Raw genomic sequence first — 18,715 nt, forward strand, 5'->3', positions numbered from 1 at the left:
TAGTATTATCATTAAAAAAAGAAGCCTATTCGATAAGCCAGTTTAATATAACTGGCCTTTACGAAAGACTTCTATCAATATCAAACCATTTTTTATTACTTCCCTTTTAGTTCATGCATCAAATAGTCAAGGGCCATTTGCAATTGCTGATCGTTTTCCTTATTCGCCCGAAAAGCTTCTACTTCCTCTTTCAATGCCATATAAAATTCTCGATTCATCTCACCGTTCGCTTCTAACGTCTTGTCTTTCTGAAACGCCATTACGGCTCTTACAGTTTCTTTATCAAAATAGCCATCTGCTTTGTTAATTTTATACCCTAACCCTGCAAGTAGCCTTTGGGCATATGCAATTTCATCATGATAATCGCCTTCTTTATAATCCACCCCGATTAAACGAATATGCTCGCTAAATAATCCATCTTGCTTCACTTCCAAATGTGGAGGAATTCCTTTTCCATGGATCCACTTTTCTTTCGGCGTGAGCCATTTGTGTGTAGATAACTTAACTTCTCCTCCATTAGACAAGTCAAACGTATCTTGAACGGTTCCTTTGCCAAAACTTTCTGTCCCAATAATGATTGACCGTTTAGAATCTTTTAACGCCCCACTTAATACTTCACTTGCCGATGCACTGCCTTTATCTTGTAATAAAACAACTGGTATTCTTTTTAACTTCTCACTGTACTGAATTTCCTCTGAGTTCTCGGCCAACAATGGCGTTAATGCACCTTTTGGATCTTCCATATATGCAAATACTGTATCTACTTCTAATAAACTGCTTACAATTTGTGAAACACTGTGTAAATATCCGCCCGGATTGCCACGTACATCAATAATCAGCGCTTCTGCTCTTCCACCTAACACAGCATCTGTCGCTACTTTCCATTCCTGTGCTGTTTCCTCTCCAAACGTTGTAATCGATATGTAACCGACTTTGCGTTTTTTCTCCTCAAGTACTCCATTGGAAACGGTCGCTACAGGAATCGCATCGCGTACGATGGATACTTCTAGGTGTTTGTTCATGTCTGGCCTATAAATTGTCATGTTCAAAGTCGTTCCTTGCTTACCACGGATTTTCTTAACAACTTCTTCTAAAGAACTGCCAGCTATATTTTCCCCGTCAATCCGAATAATTTCATCATAAGGTTGCAAGCCTGCTTTATCAGCTGGCGATGACTTGATTGGTGCGACGATGAGAAATTTTCCATTCGACCTTGTAATTTCCGCGCCGATGCCAATTCGCTCACTTGCCAACGATTCACGATGGGCGGCAGCCTCTTCCTCGGTCAAATAGGTACTATAAGGGTCGTCAATTACATCTGCCATTCCTCGAAGTGCCCCTTCAATTAACGCCCTACCTTCTACTGGATGGATTCCTTCATTTTGAATAATCGTATACGCTTCATCAATCACTTCGAAAGTATCTGGCGGCATTACTCCTACATTTTCCTTCTTTCCTTGCGTATTCTTTAATAGAAAAAAGGAACTTCCAGCAAGGACAGCGACAAACAACATAATTAACAAAAACCGGCTTTTCCGCATCTTAACCCTCCTCCGTTCACTATATGAACTGCAAGAAGAGAATACGACACAGTAAGCCGGCAACTCTTAATCTAAATTTTCAACTAAGCTATGAATCGTCTTTTCATCCATTGGCCCAATAAATCTATGTGCAATCGTTCCATCCGTTCCAATCATATAGGTGGTCGGAATTGTCATCACACGATAAGCATCAATTACCTCTCCATCCTCATCCAAAGGAATTGGAAATGTAAGTCCATACTCCTCGATAAAATTCTCAATTCCTTCTACCCCTTTTCTCTCCTGTGTCGTCATATTAACCGCAACAATTTCCACATTCGCTAAATCTTTATAATTCTCATAGTAATTTTGCATATGTGGCATTTCCGCTTTACATGGTCCACACCAAGAGGCCCAGAAATTTAGGATGACTTTTTGTCCTTTTAATTCGGATAATGTAACGACTTCTCCCGTTAACGTAGTTAATTCAAAATCTGGAGGTGTATCGCCTTGTTCCAACCCTTCCGTTATATCTACGGAATTCACTCCTTGCGCCTCTAAACTTTTCCTATACTCTTCTACCTCTTCAAATGACTCAAGCGGTTTTTTCTCATCTATATTCGACTTAATCATCAGTACAACCATCGTTCCAACTAATAAAATGGCCACAATTAAACCAATACTATTTTTCCTCAATGATTAACCCCTCACCCTCTTCGTTTTTTAAATAAAATTTCAACAGCACACTCATAAATACCCCGATATATACAGTAGCGATCACAGATGTTTGTAATAGCCCCCCTGGTTGAAGGACGCCTACGAATAGATGAACACTAATAAATAGGAGTATGATTTGGTAAGGCAAATCTTTAAACTGCTCAATGAAAAACGTAATAAACAGTACAAATCCCCCAATGATACTAATTGTCAATATCTGCTTGAATATCGTTCCATCATTTAAGATGGCCATAAAAACCTGATAACCTGATTGGATAAGCATACTGCCAATTAACAAGCCCATCAAAGTTTCTCGCATGAATTGTCCTTTTTTCATTTCTACAATTACTGTAATACTCGCCGCAATTAATCCAAGATAAACGCCAATTTTCCCGCCGTTAAAATAAAGAATCGATAATGGAAACTGGATGACTGTTTTCCAATCGGTTACAACAACGGACAACTTCCATACAATGACAAAATAAAAAATCGCGTCTGCCAATAACAAAGTAGGTTGTTTCCCGTATTTTAGTCTAACCGCCCCAGATGCAATAAAAAAGGCCAGCACAATGGCGATCCATGTAGAGGGAACAGATATATTTCCAATAAGATAATACTTTGAAACTCCTATCTTTTAGGCACCTCCAATTTCATGCTCAATATGTATTCTAAAGAATTTAATGTATCACATCTAGATTTCTGCCTATTTTGGATGTTTGAGCTATAGATAATAGAATTTGTTGCCTTTCTATTTAATCACAACTGGTTTAACTAAAAAACTCACCCCGAAAGGTGAGCTTTTTTATGCATTATTAAAATGGTACGTAACTTCTTGGGTTCACTGCAGAAGGACCATAACCCGTCCATCCACCAACGTGAAATTCAAAATGTAAATGTGGACCAGAAGATCTTCCTGTATTCCCCATGCTACCAATGACTTGTCCTTTCGAAACGACTTGTCCAGGACTTACATTGATACCAGATAGATGCGCATACAATGTTGTATAAATTTTTCCGTTTACTGAGTGTGTAATCATGATGACATTACCATACGTCCCGATGACGCCAGTTCTACCAACAACACCATCCCCAGCCGCAACGATTGGTGTACCAATTGAGTTTGCAACATCTATCCCTCTATGATTGCTTGAGGCGAAAGAAATATTTCTATAGCCGAACTCAGAGCTAATTCTTCCTGCTGCCGGTCTTGTCCAAGTCCCGCTTGAAACGGCGGGTGCGCTTCCTGCTGAGGATTGGGAAGCATTAGACGTATTGGCATTGGATGAGCTTCCTTTATTGGCATTTGCTCGTGCTTCAGCTTCGGCTTGCTCTCGTTTTTTGCGTTCAATTTCTGCTTGACGTGCAAGTTCAGCTAAACGATTTTCTTCAGCTCTAATTTCACGCTCTAAAGCCGCACTTAATTCATGCGCTTCATGTAATTCTGTTTCTAAATTCGCTTTTTCTGAATTTAACTTTTCTTGTTCTTTCTTTAGTTCAGCAGCCAATCTATCTTGTTCAGCTTTTTGAGACTGAAGTGAAGCCTTCAATCCTTCTAGCTTACTTTTATTAGACTGTAATTCTTCAAGTTTTTGTTCAACAAGCTTTTTCTCTTCTTCCAATTGCTTCTGATCTTCGGCTTGTTCTTTCATAATTGTGCGATCTGCATCCATTAATGTAGCAACAGTAGAAACACGGTCAATAAAGTCTGTGAAACTATTCGCGCCAAGTAATACGTCTAAATAGTTAACAGAACCGCCGTTCACTTGCATCGCACGTACACGTTCGCGCAATACTTCATCACGCTCTTGAATTTTCTTTTCTAAATCCTCGATAGACGCTCTTAATGCTTCAACTTCTTCAGTAGTTTGCGTAATTTCATTTTCAAGTTTTGTAATTTGTGCATTTGTTTCTTTAACTTCTGCATCTAATTTAGCAATTTGTGCTTGAATTGACTCGATTTTTGATTGATTCGTAGTAATTTCATTTTTTTTCGATTGAATATCTTGATTAATCGTATTCTTCTTTAACTCAATTGCATTCTTTTCATCTTTCATATCTTTCAATGAAGCTGCTAAAACTTGCGGATTTCCTATTCCTGAAGACAGCACAAGAATAGCTATCAGAATAGATAGCATCCATTTTTGCATTCTCAATGTAGACTTTCCCCTCTCAGCTATCACTTTTTTTCTATTAGACTTTCAAAAACTTTCGAACAGACATAAAACTACCCCAAACACCGATAAAAATCCCGGTGAAAAGAAGTAATCCGTTTAATTGATAAATAAACGGTGTTTTAGAAAGCGGTTGGAATAATTCGCCTTCCAATTTCGGTTGAATATAATCAAAAAGATTAATGTAGGCAACAGTTAGGAATATCATCGGTAATAATGCACCAAGGATTCCGAGCCATATTCCTTCTAATAAAAATGGAATACGGACAAAATTATTTGTTGCACCTACAAGTTTCATAATTTCAATTTCTTTTCTACGTGCTACAATCGTCACGCGAATTGTGTTGGAAATTAAGAACATCGCTGTAAATAGTAAAGCAATTATTAGTACAATACCGATATTACGACCTGTATTTAAGATATTAAATAGTTTTTCAACTTTGCCTTCACCGTAAATCACTTCAAACGCGTATTCATATGTACCAATCTCTTTTGCAACTTTTACAGTTTCCTGTGGGTCTGTCGCTCTAACATAAAAAACATGTCGAAGCGGGTTACTTTGTTTATATAAACCCAGTTCTTCACCGTACCCTTTAATCATGATTTCAAGTTCTTCTTCGTTGGAAGAAAATCTGATGTCGGTGAGACGTGGATTTGCTTTCAATTTCTCTTCAAGTCCTGCGATTGCTTCCTCATCTGCTGCTAAATCGACAATAATCTTAATTTCGACATCTTCTTCTAAATTTGTGGCAATTTTATTTAAGTTCATCATTAAAACAAGGAATACACCAACAAGTAATAATGTAACTGTCACTGCACTAATCGATGCAAATGTCATCCATCGATTACGACCAACACTTTTTAAACTTTCTCGTAAATGTCTTTTAAATGTTCTACCTTTCATAGCCGTAATCACCTCCAATTTCATCACGGGTGATTAAACCGCCTTCGATTGCAACAACACGATGTCTAATCGTATTTACAATTTCTTTATTATGGGTTGCCATAATAATTGTTGTTCCACGTGCATTGATCTTCTTGAATACGTCCATAATTTCCCAAGACGTCTCTGGATCTAAGTTTCCGGTCGGTTCATCCGCAATCACAACTTCTGGATGATTGACAATAGACCTAGCAATGGATACCCGTTGCTGTTCTCCGCCCGATAACTCGTTTGGAAACATTCTAGCTTTTTGGGTTAGTCCGACAAGGGCTAAAACCTCATTTACTTTTTTTCTAATATTTGTAGGTGATTCCTCAATCACTTCTAGTGCAAACGCAACATTTTCATAGACATTCAGCATAGGCAATAGTTTAAAGTCCTGAAAGACAACACCCATACGACGTCTCAATTGCGGAATTTGCTTTTGTTTTAACGTGGTAATGTTTATATCATTAAAAAATATTTCGCCGCTCGTTGGCGTTTCTTCTCTGAATATCATCTTAATAAATGTTGATTTTCCAGCTCCACTTGGCCCGACTACGTATACGAATTCGCCTCGATCAATTTCGATATTGATCCCGTTTGAGGCAACGACACCATTCGCGTATTTCTTATATACATTTTTCATTTTTATCAAATTAAAACCACCTGAATCATTTTTCGCCTCTATTTTTAAACCATATCGAGTATAACATGTTTTCTTGTCAAAAATTATTACAGTTATATTTCATTTATATCAAACTTAGTTGTAAATCTTGGCGAAACTTGTTTAAACCGACTACACTTACAGTATTTAGTTACGACTACATGCATTTAATGTTAATTTATGCAAAAAAATGGTCAACTAAAATTCTTCACCAACGTCATTTGAAAAAGAACGCAAAAAAACCGTTAACAGGTAAAATGTCTGTTAACGGTTTTTTTAAGTATTATTTCTTTTCTGCTAGCCAAGCTGCTACTGCGTCAGCTTCTGCTTCTGCCATTTTAATGGCTGGCATTCCGCCTTTACCATTCTGGATGATATCACGAATTTCATCTTCGCTATAATTAGCTCCAGCTGTACTAATTGCTGGGGCGCTAGCGCCTTCTAGATTGCCACCATGACATGCGATACATTTTTGTTGCACGACCGCTTCTGCATCAACTTCTGCAGTATCGCCACCTGACGTTCCTGTATCTGTCTCGTTGCTCGTGTCATTTCCTCCGCCACACGCCCCGAGAACAAGTGTCGCTCCGAAAATAGCTGCTAATAACTTTTTCTTCACACTGTTCCCTCCTTCAATTAAATGTTTTCAGGAAAACATTGTTCCTTATAGATTAGTATACCAATAATGAGTTCAATTGAACCTTTCTATGCATCGTTCAACTTTACATAAAACACCGAAAATACGATACCTGTAGCTTTTACAGTAATTGTTAAATCTTTTTGAACGTTTTTTATTAACTGTATTCTGTCGGACGATAGAAAGTCTGATTGTCATAATTGATATATACACCTTCTAATCCATTTCAAAACATATTAATTGATTTGCGAACGTAAATAGGCATTGATGAACATATCTAATTCGCCATCCATCACAGCACCAACATTCCCTGTTTCCGCGTCCGTTCTATGGTCTTTAACCATTGAATACGGGTGGAATACGTAGGAACGAATTTGACTTCCCCAGCCAATTTCTTTTTGTTCACCACGAATTTCTCTTAAACGTGCCTCTTCTTCTTCAACTTTCAACTGATATAACTTCGATTTCAATAGATTCATGGCTCGCTCACGGTTTTTAATCTGAGAACGCTCAGTTTGACACGTTACAACCGTTCCTGTCGGCTCATGAGTAATTCGAACAGCTGAATCTGTTACGTTAACGTGCTGACCACCTGCACCACTTGAACGATATGTGTCAATTTTTAAATCTTCTGTACGGATTTCAATATCAATATCTCCATCAAATTCAGGCATTACTTCACACGATACGAAAGATGTGTGGCGACGGCCTGAAGAATCAAACGGTGAAATACGGACAAGACGATGGACACCTTTTTCAGCCTTCAAATAACCGAATGCATTATGTCCTTTAATCGATAATGTGACTGATTTTATGCCAGCCTCATCGCCTGCTTGATAATCGATTGTTTCAACTGAAAACTTATGTTGTTCCGCCCAACGTGTGTACATACGAAGTAGCATAGAAGCCCAGTCTTGCGATTCTGTACCACCTGCTCCGGAATGTAGTTCGAGTACTGCATTATGTTTGTCGAACTCCCCACTAAGTAATAAATGAAGCTCGAAATCTTCTAGTTTTTGCATAAACGTTTTAAGTTCTGCAATAAGCTCTTCCTGCAATTCATCATCAGATTCTTCACGTAATAACTCGAGTGTCATTTCTAGGTTTTCTTGCGTCTCATTTAATTCCGTAAAATCTCCAACAACATCTTTTAAAGCATTAGACTCATTAATCACTTTTTGAGCGGCTTCTTGATCATCCCAAAACCCGGGTTCAGTCATAACCTCATCTAACTCTTGGATGCGTGCCTCTTTGTTTTCTAAGTCAAAGAGACCCCCTAAAGTCCACTAATTTCTTAGCTGTAGTGTCAAGCTCGTTCCGTACATCTGATAATACCATCATAAAAATTCCTCCCAAAATCGATTGCCTTCTAATTAGTTTCTGCCATGGCAATGTTTAAACTTCTTACCGCTGCCGCAAGGACATGGATCGTTTCGTCCAACGTTCACTGAGCGACGAACCGGCTGTCTCTTCTTTTGTTCGTTGCCTTCTTCAGGATTCACTGCCTGACCTTTGGCAACTTCTTCACGTTCAAGATTATCGCGGATTTCTGCTTTCATTGCAAAACGGGCCGCATCATTTTCAATGGCCAACACCATATCTTCAAACATTGTAAATCCTTCGCTCTGATACTCACGAAGTGGATCTGTTTGACCATAAGCACGTAAATGAATACCGTGACGCAACTGGTCCATCGCATCGATATGGTCTGTCCATTTCATATCAATCGCACGAAGTAAGATGACCTTTTCGAATTCGCGCATGCGTTCTTCTGTCATTTCTTCTTCTTTTTCATGATAACGTGCTGTCACGTTCTCTTGAATGATTTCTTTGATTTCTTCAGGGGATTTCCCTTCAAAATCTGCTGCCGTTACTCGACCTTCAGGAAGAAGATTTGCTGCGATAAAATCTTCAAGCCCTTTTAAGTTCCATTCAGAACGACTTTCACTTGCTGTATGGGCAGATACCGTTCGGTCAATGACCCCCGAAATCATATTTTCAACAATTTCACTTATATTTTCAGATTCAAGTACTTCATTTCGTTCTTCATAAATGATTTCACGTTGCTGACGTAACACATCATCATATTGTAGAAGACGTTTACGTGCATCAAAGTTATTCCCCTCAACACGGCGCTGTGCAGATTCAACTGAACGAGAGACCATTTTTGACTGAATTGGCGTAGAATCATCCATCCCAAGTCTTGTCATCATAGATTTCATTTGGTCCGAACCAAATCGGCGCATTAAATCATCTTCTAAAGATAAATAAAACTGTGTAACGCCTGGGTCTCCTTGACGTCCCGAACGTCCACGTAACTGGTTATCGATACGGCGAGATTCATGTCTTTCTGTACCGATGACCGCTAAGCCACCAGCTTCAATGACACCTTCGCCAAGTTTAATATCTGTACCACGGCCCGCCATGTTTGTCGCGATTGTTACCGCGCCTTGTTGACCGGCATTTAAAATAATTTCGGCTTCGCGTTCATGTTGCTTAGCGTTCAAAACTTCGTGCTTAACGCCAAATTTTTTCAAGTAATCCGAAATAATTTCAGACGTTTCAATTGCTACAGTACCTACAAGAACAGGCTGACCTTTTTCATGTCGTTCTTTAATGTCCTCAGCAACTGCCTTAAACTTCCCATCCATCGTCGAATAAATAAGATCCGCACGGTCATCACGGATGATTGGACGATTTGTAGGGATTTCGATAACTTGCATATTGTAAATATTACGGAATTCTTCTTCCTCTGTTTTCGCTGTACCTGTCATCCCTGATAACTTTTCATACATACGGAAATAGTTCTGGAAAGTAATCGTTGCAAGTGTCATGGATTCATTCTGGACTTCTAGACCTTCCTTCGCCTCAATCGCCTGGTGCAATCCGTCACTATAACGACGGCCTTTCATGAGACGGCCTGTGAAGGAGTCAACAATTACCACATCGCCATCCTCAACAACATAGTCAATGTCGATATGCATACTGACATGCGCTTTCAAAGCTTGGTTAATGCCGTGTAAAAGCACCACATGGTCTAGGTCGAATAAATTATCGATTTTAAATGCTTTCTCAGCTTTTTCAACGCCTTTTTCCGTTAACACAACACCTTTTGTTGATTCGTCATACGAGTAATCCTCTTCAACCTTTAATGTCGTGACAAAAGTATTGGCCAATCGATACAGATTTGCCGCTTTAGCCGCTTGACCAGAAATAATAAGCGGTGTTCTTGCCTCGTCAATTAAAATGGAGTCAACTTCATCAATGACCGCGAAATACAGAGGACGTTGAACTTTTTCATGGCTATAGAGGACCATATTATCTCTTAAATAGTCAAAACCAAGTTCATTATTTGTACTATATGTGATGTCCGCTTCATATGCTTCACGTTTTTCTTCTTTCGTCATACTATTTAAGTTCAAACCAACCGTCAGTCCTAGGAATTCATAAAGAACCCCCATTTCCTCGGCATCACGACTTGCTAAGTATTCGTTTACTGTAATAACGTGCACACCTTTACCAGCTAACGCATTTAAATAAACGGCAAGAGTAGAAGTTAGCGTTTTTCCTTCACCGGTCTTCATCTCTGCAATATTTCCTTCATGTAATGCCGCCGCACCGATAAGTTGCACTCGGAAAGGATACATATCTAATGCACGTCTGGAGGCTTCACGAACGACCGCAAACGCTTCTACTTGAAGATCATCTAAAGTTTCACCATTTTGCAAACGCTCTTTAAACTCTTCTGTTTTACTGGAGAGCGCTTCATCTGAAAGTTGCTGCATTTCTTCAGCAAGGGCTTCTACCTTATCTGCCACTCGTTCTAATCGTTTTAAATCTCTTTTATTTGAATCGAATATTCTACTTAATACATTCAGCATTTAAGTCACATCCTCATTTAATTCACCCTTTATTTTAACACTGCAAAATGCGAGGTGCAAATGTCACAACTGTGTAGTTTTGTGTAAATGAAAATCCGAGCAATGTTGATTTCCGTTCCAGGCGCACGCTTTCCGTGGGGCGGGCGGTGAGCCTCCTCGTCGCTTCACTCCTGTGGGGTCTCACCTGTCCCGCTAATCCCACAGGAGTCGGCGCCTTCCACTACAATCAACGAAATCCACACATATAAACAAACTAGATAAAAGTGCAGTATAGCACCTTTTTTTCTTTTATAGCTATTTGTAAAATATTAAATTGTACAATCGAAAAACAATCTCTTTAGTAATCATCTTTAAACGAAAAAAAGATTCTCCGTGTAGTCTCACACACGGAGAATCCCTTTATACAATCAATTCGTTTCAATTAAACCGTACTTACCGTCTCTTCGTTTATAAACAATGTTTGTATCTTCTGAATCAGCGTCTGTATAAACGAAGAAGTTATGACCTAGCATATTCATTTGAAGAATTGCTTCTTCTTCGTCCATTGGTTTTAAATCAAAGCGCTTTGTTCGAACGACTGAAAATTCTTCTTCGTTTTCTTGCTCTTGCGGTGATTCTGCATTTTTACTGACAGATGCAAAAAATGCTGCAACGCCTTCACGTTCACGGAATTTACGATTCACTCTCGTTTTGTATTTACGGATTTGACGTTCTAATTTATCTACAATTAAATCAACTGCCGCATACATATCGTCATGACGTTCTTCCGCTCGAAGCGTTAAGTTCTTCATAGGAATTGTTATTTCAACTTTCGTCTGTTTATCATTATATACTTTTAAATTGACATTAGCTGTTGCATTCGAACCATCTGTAAAGTATCTCTCAAGTTTACTTACTTTGCTCTCCACATGGTCACGAATTGCTGGAGTCACCTCTATGTTCTCGCCACGGATGTTAAAGTCTAGCATAAAAACTCCTCCTTTAAAATAACTCTCAATAGTATACTTCTATGTGTTCCCCAAAAAGTCCTTCTAAAACCTTTAAAAAACTTTTACCATTTTGTCGAAATTAAAAGAAGTATTCTTGACAGTCTTTCTAAAATGAATAGGATTCTTCTTAATCAAGACGTCTGATGAAAGTGAAGGACATCCTTTCATTACCTGTATTATACCATAGTTCCCAATCATTTAGTGCGAAGTTTCGACAAATTTCGTGTTTTGAAATTTATCCTTGTTAAAGTTGTCACAACTTTTCTATTGTATTCAGCGGTTGAATAAATCATGTTCGTTTAGTATGCAAAAACTCACTATAATTATGAATTCCAGCATTTTCATTTTACATTTCGGGTGTTGGGAATTTAATTACTTTTATTCACTCATTCCGAAGCTGAACTGCTTCCTCATAAGTTTCGTGAATATAATGCGCAATTTGTTCTTGTTCTTTAGTTAATTCTGTTAGTGTTGCATTCAATTCTTCAATTGTCGCAGTACTTTGTTGGATAATTGAAGCGAACTCTGATGTCCGATTTTGAATATCACGACTGTTTTCATTCGCACCTTCGAATTTAGTCACAAAATCAGATAACTCAATTGTTAATCCGGACATCATTGTAAACAATTGTGTAAACGAATTCGTCGATTGACTTACAATTTCAGATTGACTCGCCACTCGCTTTCCACCGTCGTTTAGTTGGCGCACCATAAAAGCATTGGATTCATTTACTTCTGATAGGTTCCCTTCAATCTTTGATAAAGTTTCTGCAGTAAGACTCGAAAGTTTCCTAATTTCATCTGCCACAATTGCAAAACCTCTGCCGTGTTCTCCTGCCCGTGCCGCTTCAATCGAAGCATTTAGAGATAGTAAATTTGTTTGTTCAGTTATCTCTTTTATCGCAGTCGTAAAACTATTCGTTTCATCAATCTTCTGGGTAAGATGGTTAAACGTTGCAATTAATTCCTTAAAGAAAACGGTAAACGCTGTAAAGCTTTCTTCTAATTGTGTTACCTTTGTCGTTCCTTCATTGGCCATTTCTCCAGCTTGATTGGCTTGCTGAATCACTCGTTCTATCCCAGCAGCGACTTCATCCATAATCAAATCGGTATCCTCAATGTTTTCCGCAATCCCACTAATATAATCTGCCTGTTGTTGACTACCGGCACTTACTTCATCAATCGCTCCGAGCATCTCCAACTGTGATTGATGAGCAGTATTTGTGTTGGTGCGAATTCGCTCTAAATTTGAAGTGATCGTAACGACTGCGCTGTCCAATTTTATGGCAAGTGCTTCCTCTTCCATTGCTTTCCTGGAAGTCTCTTCAACGAGTTCTTCTATATGTTCAAACATTTGTCCATTTTGACGAACAAGAAGTAATAGAACGATTCCACCCAGTACATGCAAAATGAGCAAATTTCTACCACTAGCTATAACAAGTTCAGGATCAACAAACATTGAATTGTTTATATATAATGCAATAAAACTTAAAATAAAACCAAAAGCCATTATTTTCATTTGACCGTGGATAGCACCTAGAACTAGTAAAAGGATAATAATTCCTATCGTTCCGAGGTTTGCTTCGGATAGGAAAATGACACTTAATGCAATCACAAAATTCAAAGTCAGTAATAGGTAAGGAAGAATGCGAGCAACAACAATCATCTTGGTGCTTATAGAATAGGCAATAAGTGCGAGCGCGAATGGAATGGCAACAGATAAAATAATAATTATTGAAGAGCGTTGAATAAGCTGTGCAAGTAATCCTAACCCCGCGGCAAGTGCAAACCCAGACATGAAAATTCTGTTTTTCCGTATCCAATCATCCCATTTTAATTGTTCAATATTCATTACAAATACCTCCCTGTCAATCAATTCCAATACAAGTAGCCGCTATCTATAACGTATCATTAATGAACGGTCATTCATATGGACCTAAACACCTATACGTTTCATTCTTAGAGTACGTTGGAAAATAGACTTGTTAAAAACGATTGGTAGTTCATGGTAGTTTTCAACAAAAAAACCCAAAGAGTCTCATTCTCTTTGGGTAAGTAGTTATTGCTTTGTATCATAATAGGCGCCGTCTTGGGCCATATTTCCATAGGGATTCACGTAATTTTTCATATTCGTCTTCTTCGATTGGGCGACAGAAATATCTTTGCGAATTCCTTTTGTAAAGATAGCTAACTGCGTTTGTAACTTAGCTTCTAACTTAGTAAGCTCTTTACCTAAAACTTCTTCCTCTTTTGTAAAAGGCGCCTTTATTTCAGGTTGAAGCTGGTCGCGAACGTCTAAAAGTTTCTCGATTCTTTCAATTGCTTCATCACGCTTCTCGTCACCGACATTTTCTGAAACGCTTAAAAGACTATCTGTTGCTCTCTGCCAATCAATGAGCGCTTTTCTAATCATATTTCGTCCACATTGGCATACTGTTTTTGGCGGTTAATTTGGATGACTTCTTTCCATGTATCACGGAATTCTTTAATAATTCCCGCCGCTTCTTCTAATAAAGCAGCGTCATTTGCAATATTTCCGTCAATCAATCTACTATTTGCAAATTCATAAAGAATCATCATATTTTCAGCGACTGGCACGGATGTATCTAACGTCACCATCAATTCTGAAATAATGGCTTGTGCCTTTTGAATAGCCGTATTCTTCTCTTCAATATTTCCGTTTTCTAGCGCTCGTTTTGCTTGTTCAATAAATTTCAAACAGCCATTGTAAAGCATTAACGTTAATTCTCCTGGCGTTGAAGTGTTCACCGAGTTATTCCGATATGCTGCATATGGGTTGTGAATAGCCATTACATTTCTCCTTTTTTCTTTATCGTATAATTCCTTGTCTGCCTTAATTACATCATCAGACCGCCAAGAGCATTCATTAACTGTTCTGCTTGCGAATTGGCGCGTTGCATAGCTTGTTCCATAGCTGTAAACTGCTTATAATAACGCTCTTCCATTTTTTTTAGACGATTTTCGAAACGTTCAATTTGCTCATCCATCTGTTTAATATTACGACCTATAGGAAAGCTTTCATTAGCTGCACCAGAACTTCCCGCTCGATTTGAAATTGCATCATTCCCTTTTTTCAACGCTGTACGAACACTATGAATAAGTCCTGGATCATTCGTATCTGACCCGGACCTACCTAATAATTCATAAACTTTATTGGGATCTGTTGAAATAACCTCACGAAGTTTCTTTTCATCTATTTCAAGCATTCCATTTGCTAAATGGTCGTTAGACGTCGTAATTCCGATGTCAGCCAATATGATTCCACTTTTGCTATCTTTGGGTTCCTTGACGCTACTACTTAACGCTAGCCGCATATTTTGCAGCATACTTTGAATAATTGAGTCATTTCGAAGGGTACCACTCTTCGCTTTTTCTTCCCATAACTCAATTTCTTTTTCTTTCATGTCTGCTTTTTCTTCCGTAGAAAGAGGATGATAGTCACGATACCTCGTTTCTCTCACTTTTGAGTTTAAATTTTTAATTAAGTCGTTATAATCATCGACAAACTTTTTCACGGTATCGAATACCTTATCAACATCTGCTGCTGAGTTAAATGTTACGGGGGAATTCGTTACTTCTTTTAACGTAATTTCAAAGCCGTTAATCTCGAATGTGTTGGAAGAACGTTCCATGTTATCCATTCCATTTAACGTAAACTTTGCATCTTGACCTGGTTGACCTCCCGATTTTTCGACCCATGTGTTATCCGGATCACCAGGTTCTCCTGGCTTCTCTGGGTCTGCGGGAATAAAAACTTCAATTTCCCCTGCACCTGTGTTTTTAGCAGTCATCCCAAGTCTTCCGCTACGTTCATCAAAAAAAACGTTCACATTTGAGTCTTTATTAAGTCTATCAACGACTGATTTAATTGATTCTTGCTCACCAATTTCAAACACTTTCGTTTCACCGTCTGGCGTTTTGATGGCTATTGTATCGCTTTCAATTAGTTCTCGAAAATTTGACTTTTCTTTTAAGTCCTTATTTGCAGCTTCCGTTTGCCAAGTAGCCGCTTTAGCAAGCCGTTCGACTTCAATCGTTCCTGAAAACTCCGATGAAGCACTTAAGGCACGTATCCCCACCGCATTTTCATTCGAAACATTTACCGTTTTCGCCATATAGGTACTTGATTGCGTCATTTTAAACAGATTGTCCCACATAGAGCGAACGTCTTTATTTACACTTCTATAATCATCTACTTGCCATTCTACAAATTGTTTTTTCTGTGTAATTTTATTGAGGGGAAAACGATGCGCCCTCATCATATCGTTAATAATCGATTCTGTATCAATTCCTGATGCTAATCCGCTTATTCGCATCATTTTTCACGCCTTTCTTAAATCTTTCTGTCTATGAACACACTGAGAAATTCTTTCATTGCCGCATGAATATCCATTAATTTCTTAGCTGGAATTTCTTTTATAACTTCATCGGTTTCTGTATTCACAATCGTCACATAGTACTCATTCAATTCCTCATGAAGTTCAAACTTTAAATGAGAATCTGTACTCGTTAAAAACTTATTGATACTTTCGGTCATTGTTTTTGCATTTGGTATAGATAACTCTAAATCATTCGTTTTATTTTCATCTACATCTATTTTTTCGGATTGAACCTTCACTAGATTCTCAATTTGTATTGCAGTCTGAGTACCTTCCATTCGATTCACCAACATACCCAACCTCCCCAACATTCGGTACGCATTATTATTCTTTATATCGGCAAACCCACCTAAATGTTTAATGTAATTATAAATGAAATCTTTGTGAACTTTATAAACATTTGATTAAATAGGCCGAAGTACTACATAGTAGTTATTTTATAGGAAGATAGGTGGGGCAAGAAATGTTTAAATCAATTAAAACGAAAATTATCTTTACGGTAATTACACTATTCCTGTTAGGCGTAGGGGTTATGACTTTCATGAGTGGATTACAGGTAAAAACCAAAACAGAGGATAGTGTCATAGCACAAAGTTCTGTTCTTATAGAAGAAATGAGTCATTCAACTTCAAACTTTCTTGAGCAATTTAATAAAGGAATTTATCAACTGTCAACGACATCGATTGTGCGTGATTTTCAAGAAGAAGGCGGGGATGTTGACAATAAGGAAGCCGCAAGACTACTTGTTACATTAGAAAATGAATTTACTGCATTTATCGATTTATTTAAGGATGCATCATCTGTGTATCACTCACAGATGGACGGAAAAGTAATTATTAGACCTTACGTTGACCTAGGAGATTTCGATGCTCGTGACCGCGATTGGTTTATTAAAGCTGAAAACTCTCCCGACACTGTTCAATGGTCCGCTCCATATGTTGATGCTGCGACCGGTGAAATGGTTGTAACTGCCTCAAAAGCAGTACGTGAAAGCAGTCAAACGAACGGGATTATTGGGCTGGACATTCAACTATCTGCGTTAACCGGTGAATTTGAAAAAAGGCAGATTGGCTATGATGGACATGCGATCATGTTAGACCAAGACGGAGTTGCAATTGTACACCCGGAAATGCGCGGCGAATCATTAATCAATAGACCTTATATTGAAGAAATGTATAATTCAACTGAAGATAATGGCGTGATTTATTTCAATGAAGATCAAGTCGAACGTGTTCTTGTTTATACAACAATCCCGAACTACAATTGGAAAGTTGCTACAGTTTATGATATTAAAAACATAAATCAAGTAGCGACTGAAACACAAATCATGATGACAATTATAGCTATCATCACATTAGTTCTATTTTGTATTGCTTTATATTTCTTAATTAGTCGTTCCATTCGTCCGCTTGCACAGCTAAATACTTTAATGGACGATGTTTCAAACGGTGATTTAACTGTCAGGTCAAATATTCTGGCAAATGATGAATTCGGACAATTATCCACGAATTTTAATATAATGATTGAAAATATGAATGATATTATTCGCGTTGTGAATGATTCAGCACTTAACGTTCGGGCTAGTTCTGAAAGTTTAAGCGCAGTTTCTGAGGAAACTAGTGCTTCCAGTCAAGAAGTAGCTTATGCTGTGAATGAAATTGCTTACGGGGCGTCAAGATCAGCTGAAGATGCTGAAACTGCATCTGATTATTCCAATTCCCTGAGTACACAAATTAACGATATTACTGGTAAAGCAGCAGCGATGACTGAAATTGCCATTAAGGCTGATACAATGAACGTGAATGGACAGGCACAAATGAACGAACTGAATTCGTCATTTTCCGAATTTGAAACGACTCTTCAGGCAATGGCAGAAGTGATTGGCGCATTGGAAGAAAAAGTGGGTGCTATCGGGAATGTTATGAACACGATTACCCAGATTTCATCTCAGACCAATCTACTTGCACTCAACGCGAGTATTGAAGCCGCCCGTGCCGGCGAACATGGAAAAGGTTTCGCAGTCGTTGCAGAAGAAGTACGAAAGCTTGCTGAACAATCCGCAAGAGCAACCGACGAAGTACAAGTAACAGTGCGTGAACTTCAAGAAGAATCTCAACTTGTCTCAGCACAACTTGAAAACACACGTGAAAATTTCCAAAGCCAAGGAGCTGTCGTCAATGAAACAGAAATGACTTTCAGCGAAATTTCGGGATTAATGTCCGATATGCAAAGTGCGATTGATTCAGTTGCGAATGAAATCACACGCGTCGATGCTTTAAAAGACGATGTAGCGGAAACAATTCAAACAATGGCGGCAACATCCCAGGAAACAGCCGCGGCTTGTGAAGAAGTAAGTGCTTCAACTGACGAGCAATTGCGTGCGATTCAATCGGTAACAGATGCTGCTGAACAGCTTACTGAATTAAGTGAAGAACTGACGAATGCCGTGAATCGATTTACAGTTTAATAATATTTTTAATCCCGCCTAAAAATTGTAGGCGGGATTTTTCACGTGTAGTCACCGTTTTAAATGTCGTTAAATAAGGAATACTGTCAATACAATATAAGGAGTTGGTTGGCATGAAAGAATTTAAAGTGACTTACTTTTTCGATGAAGAACATTATATTCGACGGTTTATTCACATAGAGTCTCAAGAGAAAGCAGAGGTACTAATACAAAGTGAACGTGACCGATATATTTCGTTTACTGATAGTCGTGGCATTTATCATGAGTTGAATACGCGAAATGTGAGGGTTGTACAGATTTCGGAGTATTTTAGAGAGCCTAGGCAATGAAGTCTATTCACATTC

The 18,715-nt window shown here is 38.4% G+C and carries 16 protein-coding genes; 1 reads left to right on the top strand and 15 read right to left on the bottom strand.

The window, feature by feature from the left end; translation table 11 throughout:
* Window positions 1-95: 95 nt before the first annotated feature.
* The 15 genes from BI350_RS13675 to BI350_RS13745 form a co-directional block, all read right to left on the bottom strand.
* A complete protein-coding gene (locus BI350_RS13675) occupies window positions 96-1,541 on the bottom strand; it encodes a S41 family peptidase (protein WP_075528644.1) in 1,446 nt (481 codons plus the stop codon).
* 66 nt (window positions 1,542-1,607) lie between these two features.
* Window positions 1,608-2,216, bottom strand: a complete 609-nt coding sequence (locus tag BI350_RS13680) for a peroxiredoxin family protein (protein ID WP_075528645.1) — start codon at window positions 2,214-2,216, stop codon at window positions 1,608-1,610.
* Window positions 2,203-2,805: a hypothetical protein gene (locus tag BI350_RS13685; protein WP_155767537.1), complete on the bottom strand. Its 603-nt coding sequence runs from the start codon at window positions 2,803-2,805 to the stop codon at window positions 2,203-2,205. Before BI350_RS13685 ends, BI350_RS13680 begins: the two co-directional genes overlap by 14 nt.
* Before the next feature lie 244 nt (window positions 2,806-3,049).
* Window positions 3,050-4,384: a murein hydrolase activator EnvC family protein gene (locus BI350_RS13690; RefSeq protein ID WP_075529387.1), complete on the bottom strand. Its 1,335-nt coding sequence runs from the start codon at window positions 4,382-4,384 to the stop codon at window positions 3,050-3,052.
* A gap of 43 nt (window positions 4,385-4,427) precedes the next feature.
* Window positions 4,428-5,312 (bottom strand): permease-like cell division protein FtsX, encoded by an 885-nt coding sequence (gene ftsX / locus BI350_RS13695; protein WP_075528647.1) that lies wholly within the window; start codon window positions 5,310-5,312, stop codon window positions 4,428-4,430.
* Window positions 5,302-5,988: a cell division ATP-binding protein FtsE gene (ftsE, locus tag BI350_RS13700; RefSeq protein WP_075528648.1), complete on the bottom strand. Its 687-nt coding sequence runs from the start codon at window positions 5,986-5,988 to the stop codon at window positions 5,302-5,304. Before ftsE ends, ftsX begins: the two co-directional genes overlap by 11 nt.
* A 292-nt stretch (window positions 5,989-6,280) precedes the next feature.
* Entirely contained in the window at window positions 6,281-6,616 is a 336-nt protein-coding gene (gene cccB / locus BI350_RS13705; protein ID WP_075528649.1) for a cytochrome c551, read from the bottom strand.
* A gap of 254 nt (window positions 6,617-6,870) precedes the next feature.
* Window positions 6,871-7,972 (bottom strand): peptide chain release factor 2 gene (prfB, locus tag BI350_RS13710; RefSeq protein ID WP_155767584.1). Its coding sequence is split into 2 segments (ribosomal slippage): window positions 6,871-7,899 and window positions 7,901-7,972, totalling 1,101 coding nucleotides; the frame shifts between segments, so codons are not numbered across the junction.
* Between the two features lie 35 nt (window positions 7,973-8,007).
* Entirely contained in the window at window positions 8,008-10,515 is a 2,508-nt protein-coding gene (secA, locus tag BI350_RS13715) for a preprotein translocase subunit SecA (protein WP_075528651.1), read from the bottom strand.
* A gap of 407 nt (window positions 10,516-10,922) precedes the next feature.
* Window positions 10,923-11,483 (bottom strand): ribosome hibernation-promoting factor, HPF/YfiA family, encoded by a 561-nt coding sequence (hpf, locus tag BI350_RS13720; RefSeq protein ID WP_075528652.1) that lies wholly within the window; start codon window positions 11,481-11,483, stop codon window positions 10,923-10,925.
* A gap of 403 nt (window positions 11,484-11,886) precedes the next feature.
* Complete coding sequence (locus BI350_RS13725) at window positions 11,887-13,356, bottom strand: methyl-accepting chemotaxis protein (RefSeq protein ID WP_075528653.1); 1,470 nt, start codon at window positions 13,354-13,356, stop codon at window positions 11,887-11,889.
* 207 nt (window positions 13,357-13,563) lie between these two features.
* On the bottom strand, window positions 13,564-13,917 hold the full coding sequence (gene fliT / locus BI350_RS13730; protein ID WP_082295086.1) for a flagellar protein FliT: 354 nt from the start codon (window positions 13,915-13,917) through the stop codon (window positions 13,564-13,566).
* Window positions 13,914-14,315 carry a flagellar export chaperone FliS gene (gene fliS, locus BI350_RS13735; protein WP_075528654.1) on the bottom strand — a complete coding sequence of 134 codons (402 nt, stop codon included), beginning with the start codon at window positions 14,313-14,315 and terminating at the stop codon, window positions 13,914-13,916. Before fliS ends, fliT begins: the two co-directional genes overlap by 4 nt.
* 47 nt (window positions 14,316-14,362) lie before the next feature.
* The gene (locus BI350_RS13740; protein WP_082295087.1) at window positions 14,363-15,844 is read right to left on the bottom strand and encodes a flagellar hook-associated protein 2; all 1,482 of its coding nucleotides are present in this window, start codon (window positions 15,842-15,844) and stop codon (window positions 14,363-14,365) included.
* Between the two features lie 14 nt (window positions 15,845-15,858).
* Window positions 15,859-16,197: a flagellar protein FlaG gene (locus tag BI350_RS13745; RefSeq protein WP_075528655.1), complete on the bottom strand. Its 339-nt coding sequence runs from the start codon at window positions 16,195-16,197 to the stop codon at window positions 15,859-15,861.
* A gap of 170 nt (window positions 16,198-16,367) precedes the next feature.
* On the opposite strand from BI350_RS13745, the gene BI350_RS13750 reads away from it, so the two are divergent.
* Complete coding sequence (locus BI350_RS13750) at window positions 16,368-18,371, top strand: methyl-accepting chemotaxis protein (protein WP_075528656.1); 2,004 nt, start codon at window positions 16,368-16,370, stop codon at window positions 18,369-18,371.
* Window positions 18,372-18,715 lie beyond the last annotated feature (344 nt).

It is taken from the genome of Sporosarcina ureilytica (genome assembly GCF_001753205.1).
GTDB classification, from domain to species: Bacteria; Bacillota; Bacilli; order Bacillales_A; family Planococcaceae; genus Sporosarcina; species Sporosarcina ureilytica.